Origin of the sequence: Promicromonospora kroppenstedtii DSM 19349 (assembly GCF_000515355.1) — a bacterium.
In the GTDB taxonomy this organism is placed as follows: Bacteria; Actinomycetota; Actinomycetes; order Actinomycetales; family Cellulomonadaceae; genus Promicromonospora; species Promicromonospora kroppenstedtii.
In genome coordinates this window covers 1-2,947 of sequence record NZ_KI911667.1, presented here as the reverse complement: position 1 = coordinate 2,947, position 2,947 = coordinate 1, and the positions used below count along the sequence as shown (strand labels likewise).

Sequence of the window (2,947 nt, the reverse complement as noted above, 5' to 3'; positions counted from 1 at the left end):
GGGACGACCGGCCGCAGCGTTCGTTCGGCGACCGGCCGCGCCGGTCCTTCGAGGACCGCGGGGGCGACCGTCCCCGCCGCGACGAGGGCGACCGTCCGCGGCGCAGCTTCGACGACCGCGGTGGGAACCGACCGGCACGCCGCGACGACGACCGTCCGCGTCGCTCGTTCGAGGACCGTGGGGGCAGCGGCCCGCGCCGGGACGACGACCGTCCTCGTCGGTCCTTCGAGGACCGCGGTAGCGACCGGCCGCGGCGCAACGACGGTGACCGCCCGTCTCGGCGAAACGACGACGAGCGGCCCCGCCGCTCCTTCGACGACCGGGACAACCGGGGCCCGCGCCGGGACGACGACCGCCCGCGTCGTTCCTTCGACGACCGCGGCGACCGGCCCCGTCGTCCCTACGGCGACCGCGACGACCGGGGCGCGCGCGACGGCCGCGGGCGTGACGACCGCCCGCAGCGGTCGTTCGACGACCGTCCCCGACGTTCCTTCGAGGACCGCGGGGGTGACCGCCCGCGTCGTGACGAGGGGGACCGATCCTTCCGGCGCAACGACGACGACCGGCCGCGTCGCTCGTACGGCGACCGTGACGAGCGCGGCGGGCGCGACGGAGGGGCGCGCCCCTTCCGGGGGAACGACGACCGCCCGCGTCGATCGTTCGAGGACCGTGGTGGCGACCGCCCACGCCGTGACGACCGCGGAGGTGACCGGCCCCGTCGCGACGAGCGTGGTGGCGACCGTCCGCGACGTGACGACCGTGGCGGTGACCGTCCGCGTCGCTCGTTCGGCGACCGTGACGACCGTCCGCGCCAGGACGCCGGCGAGGAGCGCGCACCCCGGCTCCCCGAGCCGGAGATCGCCGAGGACGCCTCGTTCAGCCAGCTCGACCGCGACGTGCGCTCACGCCTGCGCGGGCTGAGCAAGGAGCACGCCGAGTACGTCGGGCTGCACCTGGTGATGGCCGGCCGGCTGCTCGACGTCGACCCGGAGCGTGCCTACGAGCACACCCAGGCCGCGGTGCGCGGCGCAGGGCGCATCGACATCGTCCGTGAGGCCGCCGGCCTCGCGGCGTACCACACCAACCGGTACGCCGAGGCGCTGCGCGAGCTGCGCACCGTCCGCCGGCTGAACGGCTCCTCCGAGCACCTGCCGATCATGGCCGACGCCGAGCGCGGCCTCGGCCGTCCGGAGCGCGCACTGGCGCTCGCCGCCTCGGAGGAGGCCGCGACGCTCGACGCGACCGGACGCATCGAGCTTGCGATCGTGGCCAGCGGCGCCCGCTCCGACCTGGGCGAGCACGATGCCGCCCTGGCCGTGCTCGACAAGGTCTCGGCCGAGGACGCCCAGGGCGACCTCGGGCTGCGCGTGGTGCAGGCCCGCGCGGTCGCGCTCGAGGCCGCCGGCCGCGCGGACGAGGCCGCCGCCCTCCTTGCCACCGTGGACAGCGAGGCGCTCGAGCGCGCGATCGGTGCGCAGACCCCGGACGAGGACATCACCGTGTTCGACGTCGAGGAGGACGCGGAGCTCGCCGAGCAGGAGTACGCCGCCGACCACCCGGAGGAGTTCGCGGACGAGGAGGACTCGGACGACGAGGAAGACTCTGACGAGGACGAGGACGAGGACGAGGACGAGGACGACGAGGAGTCTGACGAGGACGAGGAGTCCGGGGATTCCGCCGATTCTGGTGACTCGGCTGATTCCGGTGACTCGGCTGATTCCGGTGACTCGGCAGACTCCGCCGATTCGGCTGATTCCGCCGACTCGGCCGACTCGCCGGACGAGCCTGAGTCGGATGACGAGGGCGAGGACGACGATGAGGACGAGGGCGACGGCGAGTCGGATGACGACCCGTCGGCCGCCGACGCCGGATCCGACGAGAAGGAGTCCGGCTCCGCCGATGCCCCCGACGCCGTGATCGACGCCGACGAGCCCGAGGCGACCTCCGTCGAGCCGAGCGCCGCCGAGCCCGGCGAGGAGTCGGCCACGCAGCCGACCGCCGTCGCCGAGCCCGCCGAGCCGGCCGACACCACCCCGACGGCTCCCGCCCAGGGTGACCGGTCCGGCGTCGGGCAGGAGAAGGAGTGACGGCGACCGCCGGCCTGCTGGCGAGCGACGCCCCGCTCGCCGCGGCCTACGACCTCGCGCTCGTCGATCTGGACGGCGTGGCGTACAAGGGGCATCTGCCGATCGAGCACGCCTCGGCGAGCCTGGCCGCGGCGCGGTCCGGTGGCATGCGGCTGCTGTTCGTGACGAACAATGCGTCGCGCGAGCCGGAGGACGTCGCGGGCCAGCTCACGGGCCTCGACATCCCGACCGACCCGGACGAGGTCATGACCGCGGCGCAGGCGTGCGCGGCGCTGCTGACCACGCGGCTCGACGCGGGCGCCAAGGTGCTCGTCGTCGGCGGCAAGGGCCTGGTCACCGCGGTGCGGTCGGCCGGCTTCACCGTGGTGGAGTCGGCGGACGACGACCCGGACGCCGTCGCCCAGGGGTACACCCCCGAGCTGGGCTGGACCCAGCTCGCCGAGGCGGCGTACGCCGTGAGCCGGGGCGCCTGGCACGTGGCGAGCAACCTGGACCTGTCGCTGCCGACGGCACGCGGGTTCGCGCCGGGGAACGGCGCCCTCGTGGGCGCTGTGGTGGCCGCGACGGGGGTCACCCCGGACAGTGCCGGCAAGCCGTCGCCCACGATGTACCGGCTCGCCGTCGAGCGGGCCCGGGCGAGCCGGCCGCTGGTGATCGGGGACCGGCTCGACACGGATCTCGCGGGCGCACGCGGCGGCGGGTACCCGGGGCTGCATGTGCTCACCGGTGTGTCGACGGCGCGCGACGCCGTCCTGGCCGTGCCGGGGGAGCGCCCGTCGTTCCTCGGCGCCGACCTGCGGGCGCTGCTGGAGCCGCACCAGGTCCCCGTCCTCGCGGACGGCTGGTACGTGTCCGGCGGC

Annotated in this window: 2 protein-coding genes and 1 pseudogene; all 3 read left to right on the top strand. The window is 75.4% G+C overall.

Annotation, left to right across the window (positions count from 1 at the left end):
• Positions 1–921 (top strand): annotated as a pseudogene (locus PROKR_RS36925) (hypothetical protein); the annotation flags it as partial.
• On the top strand, positions 897–2,087 hold the full coding sequence (locus PROKR_RS32710) for a hypothetical protein (RefSeq protein ID WP_157602048.1): 1,191 nt from the start codon (positions 897–899) through the stop codon (positions 2,085–2,087). The pseudogene PROKR_RS36925 and the gene PROKR_RS32710, both read left to right, overlap by 25 nt.
• On the top strand, positions 2,084–2,947 hold an 864-nt coding region (locus PROKR_RS13155; protein ID WP_036963952.1), incomplete at its 3' end, for an HAD-IIA family hydrolase. The genes PROKR_RS32710 and PROKR_RS13155, both read left to right, overlap by 4 nt.